Origin of the sequence: Pseudomonas sp., assembly GCF_035277045.1 — a bacterium.
Classification (GTDB): Bacteria; Pseudomonadota; Gammaproteobacteria; order Pseudomonadales; family Pseudomonadaceae; genus Aquipseudomonas.
On record NZ_DATELE010000260.1, the window covers coordinates 1 to 15732 of the forward strand.

Annotated in this window: 16 protein-coding genes; 6 read left to right on the forward strand and 10 right to left on the reverse strand. The window is 63.5% G+C overall.

Annotation, left to right across the window (positions count from 1 at the left end):
- Nucleotides 1-358, forward strand: a 358-nt coding sequence (locus tag VJS90_RS14430) for a transaldolase family protein (protein WP_324122323.1), incomplete at its 5' end; no start/stop codon positions are given.
- Between the two features lie 132 nt (nt 359-490).
- Nucleotides 491-2392 (forward strand): alkaline phosphatase D family protein, encoded by a 1902-nt coding sequence (locus tag VJS90_RS14435; protein ID WP_324122324.1) that lies wholly within the window; start codon nt 491-493, stop codon nt 2390-2392.
- A gap of 20 nt (nt 2393-2412) precedes the next feature.
- Here VJS90_RS14435 and rssC read toward each other — a convergent pair whose 3' ends face one another.
- The 3 genes from rssC to VJS90_RS14450 form a co-directional block, all read right to left on the reverse strand.
- The gene (rssC, locus tag VJS90_RS14440; protein WP_324122325.1) at nt 2413-2895 is read right to left on the reverse strand and encodes an anti-sigma factor antagonist RssC; all 483 of its coding nucleotides are present in this window, start codon (nt 2893-2895) and stop codon (nt 2413-2415) included.
- Nucleotides 2892-4076 carry a two-component system response regulator RssB gene (gene rssB / locus VJS90_RS14445; protein ID WP_324122326.1) on the reverse strand — a complete coding sequence of 395 codons (1185 nt, stop codon included), beginning with the start codon at nt 4074-4076 and terminating at the stop codon, nt 2892-2894. Before rssB ends, rssC begins: the two co-directional genes overlap by 4 nt.
- Before the next feature lie 379 nt (nt 4077-4455).
- Nucleotides 4456-5163 carry a VacJ family lipoprotein gene (locus VJS90_RS14450; RefSeq protein ID WP_324122327.1) on the reverse strand — a complete coding sequence of 236 codons (708 nt, stop codon included), beginning with the start codon at nt 5161-5163 and terminating at the stop codon, nt 4456-4458.
- Between the two features lie 192 nt (nt 5164-5355).
- On the opposite strand from VJS90_RS14450, the gene VJS90_RS14455 reads away from it, so the two are divergent.
- Nucleotides 5356-5913 (forward strand): phosphonoacetaldehyde phosphonohydrolase-related protein, encoded by a 558-nt coding sequence (locus VJS90_RS14455; RefSeq protein WP_324122328.1) that lies wholly within the window; start codon nt 5356-5358, stop codon nt 5911-5913.
- Between the two features lie 123 nt (nt 5914-6036).
- On the forward strand, nt 6037-6300 hold the full coding sequence (locus VJS90_RS14460; protein ID WP_324122329.1) for a DUF4404 family protein: 264 nt from the start codon (nt 6037-6039) through the stop codon (nt 6298-6300).
- Between the two features lie 53 nt (nt 6301-6353).
- Here VJS90_RS14460 and queF read toward each other — a convergent pair whose 3' ends face one another.
- The 5 genes from queF to VJS90_RS14485 all read right to left on the reverse strand — a co-directional run bounded on the left by queF (nt 6354) and on the right by VJS90_RS14485 (nt 11017).
- Nucleotides 6354-7184 carry an NADPH-dependent 7-cyano-7-deazaguanine reductase QueF gene (gene queF / locus VJS90_RS14465; RefSeq protein ID WP_324122330.1) on the reverse strand — a complete coding sequence of 277 codons (831 nt, stop codon included), beginning with the start codon at nt 7182-7184 and terminating at the stop codon, nt 6354-6356.
- A 65-nt stretch (nt 7185-7249) separates the two neighbouring features.
- Nucleotides 7250-7714: a cupredoxin family protein gene (locus tag VJS90_RS14470; RefSeq protein WP_324122331.1), complete on the reverse strand. Its 465-nt coding sequence runs from the start codon at nt 7712-7714 to the stop codon at nt 7250-7252.
- A 56-nt stretch (nt 7715-7770) separates the two neighbouring features.
- Entirely contained in the window at nt 7771-9015 is a 1245-nt protein-coding gene (locus VJS90_RS14475; RefSeq protein WP_324122332.1) for a lipoprotein-releasing ABC transporter permease subunit, read from the reverse strand.
- 60 nt (nt 9016-9075) lie between these two features.
- Complete coding sequence (gene lolD / locus VJS90_RS14480; protein WP_324122333.1) at nt 9076-9759, reverse strand: lipoprotein-releasing ABC transporter ATP-binding protein LolD; 684 nt, start codon at nt 9757-9759, stop codon at nt 9076-9078.
- Between the two features lie 7 nt (nt 9760-9766).
- Entirely contained in the window at nt 9767-11017 is a 1251-nt protein-coding gene (locus tag VJS90_RS14485) for a lipoprotein-releasing ABC transporter permease subunit (protein WP_324122334.1), read from the reverse strand.
- 94 nt (nt 11018-11111) lie between these two features.
- Here VJS90_RS14485 and VJS90_RS14490 point away from each other — a divergent pair, with 94 nt between their 5' ends.
- Complete coding sequence (locus VJS90_RS14490; RefSeq protein ID WP_324122335.1) at nt 11112-11690, forward strand: PilZ domain-containing protein; 579 nt, start codon at nt 11112-11114, stop codon at nt 11688-11690.
- A gap of 27 nt (nt 11691-11717) precedes the next feature.
- Complete coding sequence (locus tag VJS90_RS14495) at nt 11718-12440, forward strand: glycerophosphodiester phosphodiesterase (RefSeq protein WP_324122336.1); 723 nt, start codon at nt 11718-11720, stop codon at nt 12438-12440.
- A gap of 42 nt (nt 12441-12482) precedes the next feature.
- Here the strand turns inward: VJS90_RS14495 and sthA are convergent, their stop codons facing one another.
- Nucleotides 12483-13877 (reverse strand): Si-specific NAD(P)(+) transhydrogenase, encoded by a 1395-nt coding sequence (gene sthA, locus VJS90_RS14500; RefSeq protein WP_324122337.1) that lies wholly within the window; start codon nt 13875-13877, stop codon nt 12483-12485.
- Nucleotides 13878-14178: 301 nt separating this feature from the next.
- Entirely contained in the window at nt 14179-15642 is a 1464-nt protein-coding gene (locus VJS90_RS14505) for a glyceraldehyde-3-phosphate dehydrogenase (protein WP_324122338.1), read from the reverse strand.
- Nucleotides 15643-15732: the final 90 nt, after the last annotated feature.

The window sequence follows — 15732 nt, forward strand, 5'->3', positions numbered from 1 at the left end:
CGAGGACCCGGGCGTGCAGTCGGTCTCGCGCATCTACGACTACTACAAAGCCAACGGCTACGACACCGTGGTCATGGGCGCAAGTTTCCGCAACCTGGGCCAGATCGAGCAACTGGCGGGCTGCGATCGCCTGACCATCAGCCCTGAACTGCTGCAGCAGTTGAGCGAAGATCAGGGCGAGCTGCCACGTATCCTCAAGCCGGGCAATGCCGGCGAGCCGCGCCAGCAACTGAACGAAAGCCAGTTCCGCTGGGCAATGAACGAAGACGCCATGGCCACCGACAAGCTCGCCGAAGGCATCCGTCAGTTCGCGCGGGATCAGGAAAAACTCGAAAAAGTGATGGCTGAAAAAGCCTGATACATATTCGGTTTGCCTGGCGGGGGTTGAATCCGCAGGATTTTTCACTCGCTCCATGCACGAAGAGATCGCGGGGCAAGTCGCAAACGCCGACTTGCCCCGCGATTGCATCTACCCTCACCTGAGTTACCGATGTCGGATACCACCCCACTTCCCCAGGTTCTGGCCGGCCCCGTGCTGCGCCGCCTGGAGCCCACTCGCCTGGCCATCTGGCTGGTGGGTTCGCAACCGCTGCAAGCCGAATTCATCATGGACCATCCAGGCGTCGAGGCCAGCGTCGACTGCCAGGTGATTCCCGTGGGCGAACGGGCATTCGTGCACTTGCTGGACGTGCGCTTCGCGCAGCCCCTGCCGGTGGATGTGCAACTCGACTACGACCTGCTGCTGCCCAGCGCCGAAGGCCCGCAGGGCATCGCCGCATGGGCCCCGCACCTGCTCTACCCCGGCATGTCGAGCCCGAGCCTGGTGGTGCGTGGCCGGCTCGAGCAACTGCTCCACGGCTCCTGCCGCAAGCCGCACCACCCCGCGGCGGACGGCCTGCTGTGCGCGGACAGGCTGCTGCAAGCATGCACGCGCCCCGAGCAGCGCCCTGCCCTGCTGCTAATGAGCGGCGACCAGGTATACGCCGACGATGTCGCAGGCCCCATGCTCAGGGCCATCCACCGGCTTATCGAACGCCTGGGGCTGTTCGGCGAGCAGCTGGACGGCGCGCTGGTCGCCAACAGCGACGAGCTGTACCGCCATCCAGCGTGCTATTACCGCCGCGCCGACCTGCTGCCCGCGCTCGAGAGCAACGAAAGCCTGCGCGAGCGCTTCTTCGGCGGCACGCGCAAGCCGATTTTCACCAGCAGCAATGCCGACAACCACCTGGTGACCTTCGCCGAAGTCATGGCCATGTACCTGCTGGTGTGGTCGCCGGTGCCCTGGACCCTGGTGCGCGCGAGCATGCCACCGGAGCTCACGCCCAAGCGCCAGGCCCGCTACCACCAGGAGCAACCGCTGATCGAGGGCTTTGTGGAGGGACTCGCGGGTGTCGCGCGGGCCCTGGCGCATCTGCCCAGCCTGATGATCTTCGATGACCACGACATCACCGATGACTGGAACCTCTCGGCGCAGTGGGAGGAAACCGCCTACGGCCACCCCTTCTCGCGGCGGATCATCGGCAATGCCCTGCTCGGCTACCTGCTCTGCCAGGGCTGGGGTAACGACCCGGACCGCTGCCGGGAGCTGGTCGCGCAATGCCGGCAGCTGGGCGAGCAGGCTCAGCGCCAGGGCCTGGACCATGATGCCCAGGACACGCTGATCGGCAAGGCGTTGCAGTTCCAGGGGTGGCAGTTCGAGCTTCCGAGCAATCCGCCACTGCTGGTGCTCGATACCCGTACGCGGCGCTGGCGCAGCGAGACCAGCCTCAGGCGGCCTTCGGGCCTGCTTGACTGGGAAGCGCTGAGCGAGCTGCAGCAGGCGCTGCTCGATCATCCGTCGGCGATCATCGTGTCACCGGCACCGATCTTTGGCGTCAAGCTGATCGAATCGGTGCAGCAGGTGTTCAGTTGGCTGGGCTGCGCACTGCTGGTGGATGCCGAGAACTGGATGGCCCATCGAGGCGCGGCGCAGGTGATCCTGAACATCTTCCGCCATTCGCGCACGCCGGGGCACTACGTGATCCTGTCGGGCGACGTGCACTACTCATTCGTCTACGAAGTGCGCATTCGCCACCGCCAGCACAGCCCACACCTGTGGCAGATCACCAGCAGCGGCATCAAGAACCAGTTTCCCAAGCGCCTGCTGGACACCTTCGACCGCCTCAACCGCTGGCTCTACGCCCCGCGCTCACCCTTGAACTGGTTCACCAAGCGCCGCCTCATGGAGGTCGTGCCGCGCACGCCAAGCCACAGCCAGGCCGGCGAGCGGCTGTGGAACAGCGCAGGCCTTGGCCAGGTCTTCTTCAATGAACAGGGGCAGCCGGAGCGGGTGTTGCAACATAACGCCGATGGCAGGCCGGCCACCGAGTTTCCCCGGGCCGAACAGCAGTAGCAGGGATCAACAGGATCGGGTCAGGTGCGCTCCAGCGCATGGACCAGGTCGTGGAAGGCTTCGCGGTTGGAGTCGTTCAGGCCCATGAGGATCCTGTGGGCCTCGAGCACTTTGGTCCGCACCACATCTTCGTTCTGGTCCTGGGAGGGCAGATCGGTCAGGCATTCGGGGCACGGGATCGGACGATCGACGATGTTGAACACCTGCTCGAAGCCCATGGACTGCAACAACCGCGAGATATCGGGGTTGGTGGTGACCACGGTTGGCAACAGGCCGACTTTCTGGCGCGAGAGGATCGACAGCTTGGCCAGCAGGCCCAATGTGGTGCTGTCGATGCTTTCGGTTTCGGTGAGGTCGATGACAATGGCCGAGAAATTCAGCGCGGTGAAGATCTTCTCGATTGTCGCGTCCAGCGCCGAACACAGGGTCAGGCGCACTTCACCCACGAATTTCAGAACAAAGGTACCGCTCTGCTCGGCGAACTGGATTCTACCGGTACTCATTGAAGGTTCCTGCTCAACACCAATAGGGCGATATCATCCGGCATCTCCCCAAGCGTAGCCAATCCGAATCGTTGGCGCAGCCCATCCAGGCAGCCCCCTGCGTCCTTGACGATCTCCGGCAAGGTCGCTTCCTTATCTTTGAGTGTGTCCCCAGGCAAAAGGTCCAGCACGCCATCCGACATCAGGCTCAGGCTGAACTGCGGCGGCAGCTCGAGGATGTGGTCCTGGTAGGTGGCTTCCTCGAACAGCCCGACCGGCAGGCCGCGGCCTTCGAGGTAGCGGGCCTGGCCCGGGGTATAGAGCACAGGCAACGGCAGGTGGCCGCCGACGCTGTAGGTCATCAGGCCCGTGTCCTCGTCGATCACCCCGCCCACCATGGTCACATGCTTGCCCAGCTTGCAGTTGATGAGGCCACGGTTGATGTGCCCTAGCACCTCCGAAGGCTGGAACTCGCGCAACTTGCCGCCGCGCTTGAATTCGAACAGCAGCCGGGTGGTCATGAACTTGAGCAGCACCGTGACAAAGGCCGAGGACGCGCCATGCCCGGAGACATCGGCGAGGTAGAACGCGATCCGGCGATCATCGACGCGGAAATAGTCGGTGAAGTCGCCCGACAGATACAGCGACGGGATGATCTGGTGCTCGAAGGCAAGATCGCCCGCATGCCACGGGCTTTCGGGCAGCATGTTCATCTGCACCTGGCGGCCGGCGGTCTGGTCCTCCTGCAGCAGGTGCAGGCTGGCCTCGAGTTCGCGATTGGCCGCTTCGAGTTTTTCGCGGTAGCGCTGATTTTCCAGCACCAGGCGCGAGCGGTCGAGCGCACGGCGCACGGAGTGCTCGAGCACGGCAAGGTCTTCAAGCGGCTTGATCAGGTAGTCGGCGGCGCCCAGGCGCAAGGCTTCGACCGCATCGGTCATGACCCCGGCGCCCGACACCACGATCACCGGCAGCTGCGGCGCGCGCTCGGTGACCTGGCGAATCAGCTCAAGGCCGCCCATCTGGGGCATCCGCAGGTCGCAGATCACGAGGTCGGGCTGTTGTGCTTCGAAGACCTGTAGGCCCTGCTGGCCATTGCTGGCCTGGAGCACGCTGAAGCCGCTGTCTTCCAGATACGCGGCGAGGCTCGCACGGACCACGTCGTCGTCATCGATGATCAGCAGCGTTGCACTGGGTTTCTGCATGTGGGCAAACGGCGCCAGAAATAGGTTGGCGTAGCGGGTTCGGCGGGCCGACTCATGGCTACTGGAATTCTCTCTAGCCACTCTCTATTTGAGTTGTAGGACATTAAAGCGTGTCCGGCAAATAGCAGAGGTGCCCTCTAAGGCGCAGACGGTACTCCCATCCGTAAAGCGTTTCAAGCGCGCAAGAGGAGACGGGCGCGGACTTTGGGGAACAAATCGCCAGCAGTTATAAAAAACCGATTTTCCTTAACCTGATGAAAGGTCAACCGGCGGCAATCCGACGCAGTTGAGGGGTTTGCGCGGGTCGTTCGTATTCTCGATATGCACGGGATGTTACAAAAAAGCGGCCGCATGGGCCGCCTCTGAACGGTGCCGCGTATCAGAAATCGTCCTCGACTTCCCCGTCCTTGACCCGGAACTCGCGGTTCTGCAGGTAAGCATTGCGGATGAAGATGTACTTGTCGCCGCTGATCAGCTTCTCGGCCGAGAGCAGGCTGGCGCGCGTGTCGACCACGTCGGCGGCAAGCACCGTGTTGCGGGTCGGCACATGGTCGATGTAGCGGTATGGGCGCGTGTAGGTGTCAGGGTACTTGGCAAAGGCATCGCGCACGGTGCTTGGCCCCAGCAGCGGAATGACCACGTACGGGCCACTGCCCAGCCCCCAGTAGCCCAGCGTCTGGCCGAAGTCTTCGTCATTGCGCTGCAGTCCCATGCGCGTACCGACATCGAAGAAGCCGGCCAGCCCGAAGGTGGTGTTGACGATCAGCCGCGCGGTGTCGACGCCCGCCGCATGGGGCTTGAGCTGCAGCACATTGTTGGCCAGGTTGGTGACGTCGCCGATGTTGAGGAAGACGTTGTGGATGCCATCCTCGAGAAACTGCGGGGTCACGAACTGGTAACCCTGGGCCAGCGGCTTGAGCGCGTAGGTGTCGAGGACATCGTTGAACCTGAAGATAGGCCGGTTGACCGCCTCCCACGGGTCCTCCTCGGTGGCCGCCTGGGTGGCGGCCATCGGCGCTAGCAGTAAACCCGCGCAGACGCAGGCCTGGGTGACTCGCTCGATCACACCGGCGCCAATCCTGCCCATAGATGTCTCTCCATCGAATTTCACGGTGGCAGCGCTCAAGGCGCGCCGCAAAGTGAGCCAGTATAAAGGCTCGTGTGCTGATATACAGCGTTACATGCCATTGACAGATATTTAGTCCAGAAGTGTCAAATCGTCACCTGCTGGTAACAGACAGGCACTAGCCTCGATGTATTTCACGCCAGGGATGCCGCCATGCCACAAATGCCTGCCCTCACCGCCGTGCTGTTCGGCCTGCGCGGCTGCCTGCTACAGACGAGCGGGGAGACGCCCTTGCCCATGCCAGGTGCGCTGGATGCCCTGAATGGATTGCGTCGCCAGCATGTGCCCTGCGCGTGGCTGGAGGAGCGTGACGCCACCCAGGCCCAGCGCCTGGCCCTGCCCGACTGGTTGCCGGGACACGCCAGCAGTGCATCCCCCTGGCCAGCTCCCGATGCCTGCTGGCAGGCGCTGATGGGTTTGGGCGTCGAGCGCCTGGAGGGATGCGTGCTGGTCAGCGGCGAGCCGAGACTGTTGCAGGCTGGACTGAACGCTGGGCTCTGGACGGTGGGCCTCGCCGCATGCACCCCTCAATGCGGCCTGCCCTTGAATGAGTGGCGCGCCATGACCCGCCAGGAGCAGGATTGCGTGCGTGGGAAAGCGACACTGACCCTGTTCGAGCTGGGCGTCCACTCGGTCATCGACCACTTCGAAGCGCTCGACAACTGCCTTGACGATATCGCCCAACGCCGCCACAAGGGCGAGAAACCTTGATACAACCGAGTTGATCCCGGTCATGCAAAGGGCCGCGGGCTGGATTACTCTTGATGGCAGGCAAGAACCTTTGCGCAAGCGCCGAGGTCCATGCTTGTGACTATTCATAGAGGGAGAACACCCATGCCTGCCCGCGAACTGCAAGAGCAACTCGATAGCTTGCGCGAGCAACTGGAGAAGAATCCACCGCTGACGCTGGAAGAGCGGGATGATCTGCACAAGATGATGGCGCAGATCGAAGCTCAGCTGAAGCTTGAGGAGGCCACCCACGACAACAACCTGTCGGACGGGGTCAACCTGGCGGTCGAGCGGTTCGAGGCCGCGCATCCCGACCTCACCGCCACTCTGCGCAACATCGCCAACCATCTGCACAGCATGGGCATCTGACCGACGCTGCCCGCGCAATGAAAAAAGCCCCGTCACCAGACGGGGCTTTTCTGTTATTGACGCACCAGGCGCTGGTTGCCAGGGCTGATCGGCCCGGTGCTGCGGTAGGGGTTGATGTCCAGCCCGCCACGGCGAACGTATCGCGCGTAGACGGTCAGGTGTTCTGGGTTGAGCAGGCGCTTGAGGTCCAGGTAGATGCGTTCGACGCACTGTTCATGGAAATCGGCATGCTGGCGAAAACTCACCAGGTACGCCAGCAGGCTGGCCGGGTCCAGCGCCGCGCCACGGTACTCGACCACCACGCTGCCCCAGTCCGGCTGGCCGGTGACCGGGCAGTTGGACTTGAGCAGGTGGCTGTGCAGCGTCTGCTCGACAACCTGCGTCGAATCGCAACGCAGCAGCTCCGGCTGCGGATGCTCGTAGCTGCTGACGCTGATGTCCAGGTCGTCGATGCATTGCCCGGGCAGGCCGGCAACGCCCTGCCCTTCGACCTCGCCCAAGGTCCGGATGCGCACGCCCACCGGTTTGCCGGCCGCGGCCGAAAGATCCTTCTCAAGGCACGCCTGCAGCTCGCCCGCCGATTCGAAGGGCGTCTGGTTCAGCGAATTGAGGTAGAGCTTGAACGACTTCGACTCGATGATGTTCGGCGAATCGGCCGGGATGGCGAACTCACCAATGGCCACCACCGGCTTGCCCGACGGCAGCAGCCAGGACAGCTCGAAGCAGTTCCAGTAGTCGACGCCCTGCCACGGCAGGGTCTGGGCAGTGACGCCCAGCTCGGCCCACTTGGCCGTGCGCGGAATGGGGAACAGCAACGAGGGGGTGTACGTGTAGACGTATTCGCTGGACTTGCCCAGCGGAGAATGTTCGGCAGCAGGATGCATGGGTCGGACCTGAAAAAGCAGATGCGCCTAGTCTAGCAATTTTGCATCCCGCCTTGGGCCTGTTGTTACTCGATGGTTATCGGACCGACCATGCCCGCCTGATAGTGCCCTGGCACGTTGCAGGCGAACTCGATGGGTGCCGACTTGCTGAAGGTCCAGGTCAGTTCGCCGCGCTGGCCCGGCTGCAGCAGCACGGTATTGGCCGCGTGATGTTCATGGCCACCATGGCCGGTGAACAGCTTGCCCTGCATGGCGATCATCTCTTTCTGGTGCTCGACGTGCATGGCCTTGCTGCCCAGGTTGAACTCATGGGGAAGGTTGCCTTCGTTGACCAGCACGAAGCGCACGGTCTCGCCGGCCTTGACCTGCAGGCTGGCGGGATCGAAGGCGATGTCCTTGAGCTTCACTTCGATGGTGCGGGTGGCCTGGGAGGCCTCGGCTGGCGCACCGAACGCGTAGCCGTGGGAGGAACTGGCAAGGCTGGACAGGCTGACCAGCATCAAGGCGCTGGCGACCAACAGGTGTTTCATGGAAGGCTCACTCCGTCTCGGACAAAACAGTCTGTGGGGCGCGCACGCCCCCAGGATCATTCATAACGCAACGCGTACGCCGGCTCCACCTGCGACGCCCGCCACGCGGGATACAGGGTCGCCAGGAAGCTCATTACCAGCCCGGCGCCGCAGATCAAACCCACATCGCCCCATTGCAGCTCCGACGGCAGGCTGCTGATGAAGTACACGTCGGAGGTGAAGATGTGCTGCCCGCTGACCCGCTCCAGCCAGCCGACGATCTGGCTGACGTTGATCGCGGCAACCACCCCCAGCACTCCGCCGATCAAGGTGCCGACAATGCCGATCAGGCTGCCCTGGACCATGAACGTGCCCATGATCTGCGCCGGCGTGGCACCGATGGTGCGCAGGATGGCGATGTCCGAGCCCTTGTCGTTCACCACCATGATCAGCGTGGCGATGATGTTGAACGCGGCGACGGCAATGATCATCAGCAGCAGCAGGCCGATCATGGTCTTTTCCATCTTCATCGCGCTGAACAGGCTGCCCTGGGTGTGCGACCAGTCATCGGCCAGGTACCCCTGCCCCAGGCCCGCGGCAATCGCCTTGGACACCTGCGGGGCGGCATACAGGTCATGCAGCTTGAGGCGCACGCCCTGCACCTGGCCCGGTGCCCAGCGCTGCATCTCGCCGGCGTCGGCGACATGGATGTAGGCCTGCGAGCCATCGAGCTCGGCGCCGACCTTGAACAGGCCGACCACGGTCAGGCGCTGCATGCGCGGCGTGATACCGCCAGGCGCCTTGCTGATTTCAGGCACGATCAGGGTCAGCTTGTCGCCGGTATTCAGGCGAAAGCGCCGCGCCGTCAGCTCGCCCAGCACCACGCCATATTCACCCGGCTGCAAGTCCTGCAGCCTGCCCTGAATGATGTGCTGGCCAACGATCGAGACCTTGCCTTCCTCGGCGGGATCGATGCCGCTGACCTGAATCGGCTGCATCGCGCCCTTGTAGGAAAGCATGCCTTCCATCTCGGTCAGCGGCGCGGCGGCCATGACCGCAGGGTTCTTCAGCGCCGCATCGGCGACGCCGCGCCAGTCCTGCAACGGCTGCTCGCCCAGGATGCTGGCGTGGGGCACCAGGCCGAGGATGCGCGAGCTCATCTCGCGCTGGAAGCCGTTCATCACCGAAAGCACCACGATCATCGCCAGCACGCCAAGAGACAGGCCGATCATCGAGGTCATGGAGATGAACGAGATGAAATGGTTGCGGCGCTTGGCGCGGGTGTAGCGGGCACCGATGAACAAGGGCAAGGGTCTGAACATGTACGAAAACACCCGATGAAGAAGGGGAACGGGGTGCCTATCGCGCCCCGTGGGGTTGACTCAGATCGGCACCAGCTGACCGTCTTCCAGGCGCAGCACCCGGTCCATCTGGCGCGCCAGGGCCAGGTCATGGGTCACCACCAGGAACGCGGTCTGCGACGAGCCCGACAGCTCGCGCATCAGCTCCTGGATACCCTGGGCGGTGTGGTGGTCGAGGTTGCCGGTCGGCTCGTCGAGCATCACCAGCCCCGGCCGGTTGACCAAGGCGCGGGCAATGGCCACGCGCTGGCGCTCGCCGCCAGACAGCTCGGCCGGCTTGTGGCCAAGCCGATGACCAAGGCCGACACGGGTCAGCAGCGCCTCGGCACGCTCACGGGCCTCGGGTATCGCGGTGCGGCCGATCAGCAGCGGCATGCACACGTTTTCCAGGGCAGTGAACTCGGGCAGCAGGTGGTGAAACTGGTACACGAAGCCCAGCGCCCGGTTGCGCAGCAGGCCGCGGGCCCGCTCGTTCAGGGCTGAAAGCTCTTCGCCGGCCAGCCAGACGCTACCCTGGGTCGGGGTATCGAGGCCGCCCAGCAGTTTGAGCAAGGTGCTCTTGCCCGAGCCGGAGCTGCCGACGATGGCAACCCGCTCGCCCGGGTGCAGCTCAAGCTGCAGGCCGGACAGCACCTGCACCGACTCCGGGCCCTCGTCGTAGGACTTGCCCAGGTTGCGGCAACTCAGTACGGCTTTATCACTCATGCGCGACTCACTCATAACGTAGCGCCTCTGCAGGCTGGGTGCGCGCCGCGCGCCAGGCCGGATACAGGGTGGCGAGGAAACTCAGGACCAGCGCCGCACCGCAGACCATCCACACGTCCTGGGCCATGATCTGCGAGGGCAGGTAATCGATGAAGTACACATCGGCATTCAGGAACTTGTGCCCGATCAGCTTCTCGATGCCGGCGATCACGGCGCTGACATTCAAGGCCGCGATGATACCGACCACGGCGCCGATAAAGGTGCCGACCACGCCGATCACCGTGCCCTGGACCATGAAGATGGCCATGATCTGCCCGGGGGTAGAACCCAGGGTACGCAGGATGGCGATGTCGCCCTTCTTGTCGTTCACCACCATCACCAGCGTGGAAATGATGTTGAACGCCGCCACCGCGACGATCAGCAACAGCAACAGGCCGATCATGGCTTTTTCCATGCGGATCGCCTGGTACAGGTTGCCGTGGGTGCGGGTCCAGTCGCGGGCATAGAACTCTTGCTCGCCCAGCTTCTGGGCGATGTTCCAGGCCGCCCGCGGCGCCTGGAACAGGTCGTCGAACTTCAGGCGCAGGCCCTGCACCTGGTCCGCCTTCCAGCGGTGCAGGCGGGACAGGTCGGAGAGATTGGTCAGGCCCAGGTAGCCGTCGATCTCGCCCGCGCCGACATGGAAGGTGCCGACCACGGTAAAGCGCTTCATGCGCGGGAACATGCCCGCCGGTGTCACGCTCACCTCGGGAGCGACGAAGGTCAGCTTGTCGCCGATGCCCACGCCCAGCTTGGTCGCGGCCTTGTCGCCGATCATGATGCCCCACTCGCCCGGCGCCAGCTGGTCGAGCCGGCCCTGGAGAATGAAGCGGTCGATGATCGACACCTGGCGTTCACGCGCGGGGTCGATGCCGTTGAGCAGCACCTTGGACACCTTGCCTTCGTGCGTGAGCAGGCCCTGCATCTGGGTGAAGGGCGCCACCGCCTCGACCTGGGAATTCTGCTTCACTTGCTCGGCAAGGGCAGGCCAGTTGTCGATGGGCTGGCCGGTTTCCAGCGTGGCGTGCGGGATCATGCCAAGCACACGGGTGCGCATTTCGTGGTCGAAGCCGTTCATGACCGACAACACCACGATCATCACCACCACGCCCAGGGCGAGGCCGATCATCGAGGTCAGGGAAATGAACGAGACGAAATGGTTGCGGCGCTTGGCACGGGTGTAGCGCGTACCGATGAATACGAAAAGAGGTCTGAACATGTCGGGGCTTGTTCGGATGAAAGGGGAACGTCCTTGTGGCGGGGCTTGATGAGCAGCTTTACACTCAGACCACCGCCGCTACCATGGGTTCGCCATGACGACATTGGATGAAGAAGATCGCCGCGAATACTACCGTATCGAGGACAGGATCGCACTGGAAATTAGCCCACTTGGCGCGGCCGAAGCCCTTGAGGCAGACGTGTTGCAAGATGAGTCACCGCTGTTCAGCCTGCTCAGCGAACTGCACCTGAGCGAGTTCGAGTCCCAGCACCTGCTGCGCCAGCTCAGCGACAAGGACCGCACCCTGGCAGCCTTTCTCCGGGCCCAGAACAAACGCATCGACCTGCTCAGCGCGGTGGTCGCGCAGACCCTGCTCGGGCAGATCGGCGAGCCGCGCCCGGTGGTATTGTCCGAAGGCGGCGTCGAGTTCGCGCAAGGCCAGGCCATCGCGCCCGGCAGCCGCGTTGCGGTCAAGATGGTGCTGATGCCCCAGGCCCTCGGCCTGCTGCTGCGCGCCAGGGTCGTGCATTGCGACCCGCGCCCCGATGGCCAGTTCGACGTCGGTACCGAATTCATCGAAACCAGCGATGCCCAGCGACAGCTGCTGGCCCGCTACATCCTGCAGCGCCAGCAACTTCAGCGCCGCCAGGCATTGGAACAGAGCGCCCCCTGAGCCTCATCACATCCTGAAGGAACGAACGTGACCCTGATCTACGGCCACCGTGGCGCCAAGGGCGAAGCCCCTGAAAACACCCTGACCAGCTTTCGCCAGTGCCTCGGGCACGGCGTACGCCATTGCGAGCTGGACCTGCACCTGTCAGCCGACAACGAGCTGATGGTGATCCATGACCCGACACTCAAGCGCACCACCGGCCGTCGCGGCAAGGTGGTCGAGCACCGTGCCGCCGACCTTGCCCTCATCGACGCACGCAAGGGCGGGCCAGGCTGGGTACAGCCCTGCCCCATCCCACGTCTTGAGGAACTGTTCGAGAAATGCGATTTCGAGCACTGGCAACTGGAAGTCAAGAGCGCCTCGCGCACCCGCGCCGCCAGCACGGTGCTGGCCATTCGTGAAATGGCCCAGCGCCATGGCCTGCTCGAGCGCGTCACCATCACCTCGAGCTCGCGCGAGGTGCTGGCCGCGGCGCTTGAGCTGACGCCGGACATCGCCCGCGGCCTGGTCGCCGAGTACGCCTGGCTCGACCCGCTGAAAGTCGCGCAGAACTATGGCTGCAACCTGCTTGCCCTGAACTGGGCGCTGTGCACGCCTGAGCGGCTGCTCAAGGCTCAGCGCCAGGGGCTGCACGTGTCGGTCTGGACAGTCAACGAACCGGCGCTGATGCGCAGGCTCGCTGACTTCGGCGTAGACAGCCTGATTACAGACTTTCCCGGTTTGGCCAGTACCACCCTTGGGAAGGGCTGAAATCGTTCTCCCCGGCCGGCTCAGGCCACCGGCCGGAGCCGCTCAAAAAAGCCGGTTGAGGCCGTCGTAGGCGGCGACCCGGTAAGCTTCGGCCATGGTCGGGTAATTGAAGGTGGTGTTGACGAAATACTTCAGGGTATTTCGTTCACCCGGCTGATCCATGATCGCCTGGCCAATGTGGACGATCTCCGAGGCCTGGTAGCCGAAGCAGTGCACGCCAAGGATCTGCAAGGTCTCGCGGTGGAACAGGATCTTCAGCATGCCCTGGGGCTCACCGGCGATCTGCGCGCGCGCCATGCTCTTGAAGAACGCCTTGCCCACCTCGTAAGGCACCTTGGCCTGGGTCAGCTCCTGCTCGTTCTTGCCGATCGAGCTGATCTCCGGAATGGTGTAAATGCCGGTCGGCACGTCGTTGACGAAGCGCCAGCTGCCGTTGTCGACGATGCTGCCCGCGGCGGATCGGCCCTGGTCATGGGCGGCGCTGGCCAGGCTCGGCCAGCCGATCACGTCACCGGCGCCATAGATGTTGGGCACCACGGTGCGGTAGGCCTCGTCGACCTCGATCTGGCCGCGGCTGTTGACCTTGATGCCGATGTTTTCCAGGCCCAGCTTGTCGGTGTTGCCGGTGCGGCCGTTGCACCACAGCAAGGCATCGGCCTTGATCTTCTTGCCCGACTTCAGGTGCAGGATCACCCCGTTGTCCAGCCCCTCGACCCGCTCGTACTCCTCGTTGTGGCGCACGGTGATGTTGTTGTTGCTGAAGTGGTAGCTCAGCGCCTGGGAGATTTCCGAATCCAGGAAGCTCAGCAGCTGGCCACGGTTGTCGACCAGTTCGATCAGCACGCCCAGGCCGCTGAAGATCGAGGCGTACTCGCAGCCGATCACGCCGGCACCGTACACGATCAGCTTGCGTGGGGTGTGGCCCAGGCTGAGGATGGTGTCGCTATCGTAGATACGTGGGTGGTTGAAGTCGATGTCGGCCGGGCGGTACGGGCGCGAGCCGGTGGCGATGATGATGTGCTTGGCGACCAGTTTTTCGACCACGCCATTGGGGCATACCACTTCGATGGTCTGCTCGTCGGCAAAGCTGCCGGTGCCGATGAACACGTCGACACGGTTGCGGGCGTAGTAGCCGGTGCGCGACGCGACCTGCTTGGAAATCACCTTCTCGGCGCTTTTGAGCACGTCCGGGAACGAGAACCAGCGCGGGTCGCCAATGGCCCGGAACATCGGGTTGGTGTTGAACTGCATGATCTGGCGGACCGAGTGACGCAAGGCCTTGGACGGGATGGTGCCCAAGTGGGTGCAGTTGCCGCCGACCTGGCGACGGCTGTCGACCATCGCGACCTTGCGCCCTGCTTTGGCGGCGTTCATTGCCGCGCCTTCTCCTGCCGGGCCGGAACCCAGCACCACTACGTCGTAGTTGTAGACAGCCATGCGTACTCCTTCAGAACTGGCCCGCGGTCCAGAGTGGCCGACGGGGCGCGATCATGCCGCCCGTGGCGCCATGAAAAAAATCGGGTGCAGTCTAATCAAGCGTGAACGCCGCGCACATTAACCCTTGGTCGCGTCGTAGGCTATTTTCGCGTGCACTACATGCCTTGGCCGGACATCAAGTTGTCCAGAATTACAAGGCGGCATATTGTCCCGGAAAAGCGCGCAAGAGTCACTCAGGCTCACCTCAGGCCCAAAAAAAACGGGAGCCCAAAGGCTCCCGTTTTTTCACAACGCTACACGCTTACTGCGGGAACGCCGGCGGATTCACACCCGCCATGTCTTCCATCACACGCACGACCTGGCAGCTGTAACCGAACTCGTTGTCGTACCAGACGTACAGCACAACGCGGTTGTCATTGCAGATGGTTGCCTCGGCATCGACCACGCCCGCATGGCGCGAGCCAACGAAGTCGGTGGACACCACTTCCTGGGAGCTCACGTAGTCGATCTGCTTGTGCAGCTCGGAATGCATGGCGGTCTGGCGCAGGTACTCGTTGAGCTCTTCGCGCGAGGTGGCTTTCTCAAGGTTCAGGTTGAGGATGGCCATGGACACGTTCGGCGTCGGAACGCGAATGGCGTTGCCGGTCAGCTTGCCCTTGAGCACTGGCAGCGCCTTGGCGGCCGCGGTGGCGGCACCGGTCTCGGTGATGACCATGTTCAGCGGCGCGGCGCGGCCACGACGGCTGCCCTTGTGGAAGTTGTCGATCAGGTTCTGGTCGTTGGTGAACGAGTGAACGGTCTCGACGTGACCATTGACGATGCCGTACTGGTCGTTGACGGCCTTGAGCACCGGCACGATGGCGTTGGTGGTGCAGGAGGCTGCCGAGACGATCTTGTCGTCGGCGCTGATTTCGCCATGGTTGATGCCGTGGACGATGTTCTTCAGCGCGCCCTTGCCCGGCGCGGTGAGGATCACGCGGGCGGCGCCCGGGCAGGCCAGATGCTGGCCCAGGCCGTCGGCGTCACGCCATACGCCGGTGTTGTCGACGATCAGCGCGTTGTCGATGCCGTACTGGGTGTAGTCGACTTCGCTCGGGTTCTTCGCGTAGATCACCTGGATCAGGTTGCCGTTCGCGGTGATGGTGTTGTTGGCTTCATCGATGGTGATGGTGCCATCGAAAGGACCGTGCACCGAGTCGCGGCGCAGCAGGCTGGCACGCTTGACCAGGTCGTTCTCGGCGCCCTTGCGCACGACGATGGCGCGCAGGCGCAGGCCGTCGCCGCCACCGGTCTTCTCGATCAGGATGCGCGCCAGCAGGCGGCCGATGCGGCCGAAACCGTACAGCACGACGTCGGTGCCCTTGCGCGCGCCGCCGTTCTGCTTGCCAACCACCTCGGCCAGCTCTTCACGCACGAATTCTTCTGCGCTGCGGCCGTTGCCCTGTTCCTTGAACTTGTTGGCCAGCTTGCCCAGGTCGACCGAAGCGGCGCCCAGTTTCAGCTCGCTCATCGCCTTGAGCAGCGGGAACGTCTCGTGGACGGACAGCTCGGTCTCGTCAGCCTGGCGGTGACGGGCAAAGCGGTGCGCCTTGAGGATCGAGATCACCGAACGGTTGATCAGGCTGCGGCCATAGATCGAGCTCACCACATTGTTATTGCGGTAGAGCTGACCAATAAGCGGGATCATCGCTTCTGCAAGTGCTTCACGGTCAATCCACTCACCAAGACACTGGTCGGGCTTCTGAGTCACGGGAACCTTCCACATGTAGGGGCAGAAAAAAGGGGCTACATTATGCCGCCGAGTGACAGCGGTAGCAATGCGCGCCCGTCGTGCTTTACGTAACAACTCGTCGTT

Excerpts from the sequence above, each read along its gene's own strand:
- VJS90_RS14435 (WP_324122324.1), top strand. The coding sequence starts at position 491 with ATGTCGGATACCACCCCACTTCCCCAGGTTCTGGCCGGCCCCGTGCTG.
- rssC (WP_324122325.1), bottom strand. The coding sequence starts at position 2,895 with ATGAGTACCGGTAGAATCCAGTTCGCCGAGCAGAGCGGTACCTTTGTT.
- rssB (WP_324122326.1), bottom strand. The coding sequence starts at position 4,076 with ATGCAGAAACCCAGTGCAACGCTGCTGATCATCGATGACGACGACGTG.
- VJS90_RS14450 (WP_324122327.1), bottom strand. The coding sequence starts at position 5,163 with ATGGGCAGGATTGGCGCCGGTGTGATCGAGCGAGTCACCCAGGCCTGC.
- VJS90_RS14455 (WP_324122328.1), top strand. The coding sequence starts at position 5,356 with ATGCCACAAATGCCTGCCCTCACCGCCGTGCTGTTCGGCCTGCGCGGC.
- VJS90_RS14460 (WP_324122329.1), top strand. The coding sequence starts at position 6,037 with ATGCCTGCCCGCGAACTGCAAGAGCAACTCGATAGCTTGCGCGAGCAA.
- queF (WP_324122330.1), bottom strand. The coding sequence starts at position 7,184 with ATGCATCCTGCTGCCGAACATTCTCCGCTGGGCAAGTCCAGCGAATAC.
- VJS90_RS14470 (WP_324122331.1), bottom strand. The coding sequence starts at position 7,714 with ATGAAACACCTGTTGGTCGCCAGCGCCTTGATGCTGGTCAGCCTGTCC.
- VJS90_RS14475 (WP_324122332.1), bottom strand. The coding sequence starts at position 9,015 with ATGTTCAGACCCTTGCCCTTGTTCATCGGTGCCCGCTACACCCGCGCC.
- lolD (WP_324122333.1), bottom strand. The coding sequence starts at position 9,759 with ATGAGTGATAAAGCCGTACTGAGTTGCCGCAACCTGGGCAAGTCCTAC.
- VJS90_RS14485 (WP_324122334.1), bottom strand. The coding sequence starts at position 11,017 with ATGTTCAGACCTCTTTTCGTATTCATCGGTACGCGCTACACCCGTGCC.
- VJS90_RS14490 (WP_324122335.1), top strand. The coding sequence starts at position 11,112 with ATGACGACATTGGATGAAGAAGATCGCCGCGAATACTACCGTATCGAG.
- sthA (WP_324122337.1), bottom strand. The coding sequence starts at position 13,877 with ATGGCTGTCTACAACTACGACGTAGTGGTGCTGGGTTCCGGCCCGGCA.
- VJS90_RS14505 (WP_324122338.1), bottom strand. The coding sequence starts at position 15,642 with ATGTGGAAGGTTCCCGTGACTCAGAAGCCCGACCAGTGTCTTGGTGAG.